The organism is Pseudomonas sp. NPDC087690 (assembly GCF_044743175.1).
Classification (GTDB): Bacteria; Pseudomonadota; Gammaproteobacteria; order Pseudomonadales; family Pseudomonadaceae; genus Aquipseudomonas.
This window is the reverse complement of the sequence record NZ_JBIUVX010000107.1, coordinates 352-1,566: the sequence shown is the minus strand read 5'-3', so window position 1 is coordinate 1,566 and position 1,215 is coordinate 352. Positions and strand designations below refer to the sequence as shown.

At 55.5% G+C, this 1,215-nt stretch carries 2 pseudogenes (1 of these 2 only partly in view); both read left to right on the top strand.

Annotated elements, in window-relative coordinates:
• Nucleotides 1–2: 2 nt before the first annotated feature.
• Nucleotides 3–917, top strand: a pseudogene (cyoA, locus tag ACIPIZ_RS29670) (ubiquinol oxidase subunit II).
• Between the two features lie 3 nt (nucleotides 918–920).
• Nucleotides 921–1,215, top strand: a pseudogene (locus ACIPIZ_RS29665) (cbb3-type cytochrome c oxidase subunit I) (its annotated part continues 351 nt past the right edge of the window); the annotation flags it as partial.

The window sequence follows — 1,215 nt, the reverse complement described above, 5'->3', positions numbered from 1 at the left end:
TAATAGGCATAGTGCCGCTGCTCGGCACGTTGTTGCTGTGAGGCTGCAACATGACCTAGCTCAATCCAACGGGCCAGGTCTGCCAGGAACAGAGCAACCTGATCATCACCGCCACGCTGCTGATGCTGTTGGTTGTTGTGCCGGTTATCGTCATGACCTTCCTGTTCGCCTGGAAGTACCGCGCGTCGAACAAGAACGCCGTCTACACCCCGAAATGGTCGCACTCGACCAAAATCGAAGTGGCAGTCTGGACCATCCCGGTCCTGATCATCATTGCCCTGGGTTACATCACCTACATTTCGACCCACGAACTGGACCCGTATCGTCCGATTCAATCCGACGTCAAGCCTGTGACCATCGAAGTGGTCGCGCTGGACTGGAAGTGGCTGTTCATCTACCCGGAACAAGGCATTGCCACGGTCAACAAGATCGTGTTCCCGGCGCACACGCCAATCAACTTCAAGATCACCTCTGACGCTGTGATGAACTCGTTCTTCATCCCGGGTCTGGGCGGCCAGATCTACGCGATGGCGGGCATGCAGACCAAGCTGCACCTGATCGCTGACCGTAACGCTGAAATGGACGGTATTTCCGCCAACTACAGCGGCGCGGGTTTCACCGGTATGAAATTCAAGGCTATCTCCACCACTCAGGAAGATTTCGACGCCTGGGTAAGTGAAGTCAAGAAGTCACCTAAACAGCTTGATCAAGCTGAATACGCGGCCCTTGCCAAACCGAGCCAGAACAACCCAGTCGAGCTCTACTCCTCGGTCACGCCGAACCAGTTCCAGATCATCGTCGACAAGTACGAAGGTATGAAGCCGGGCAAGCCGCTGAAGCACGAGAAGAAAGAGAAAGAAGTGGCGGCCACGGAAATTGACTCGAGTTCGCATTCAGCTGCCGGGGCAGAGGAGTAAACGATGTTTGGTAAATTAAGTTGGGAAGCAGTCCCATTCCACGAGCCGATCGTGATGGTGACCATCGCCATGATCGCCCTCGGTGGTCTGGCGCTGTTCGCTGCAATCACCTACTTCAAGAAGTGGACGTACTTGTGGACCGAGTGGTTGACCTCGGTCGACCACAAGAAAATCGGCGTGATGTACATCATCGTTGCCATGGTCATGCTGCTGCGCGGTTTTGCCGACGCCATCATGATGCGTACCCAGATGCCCATGCCCACCGAGGGATCGCCTGGCTACCTGCCACCAGCACACT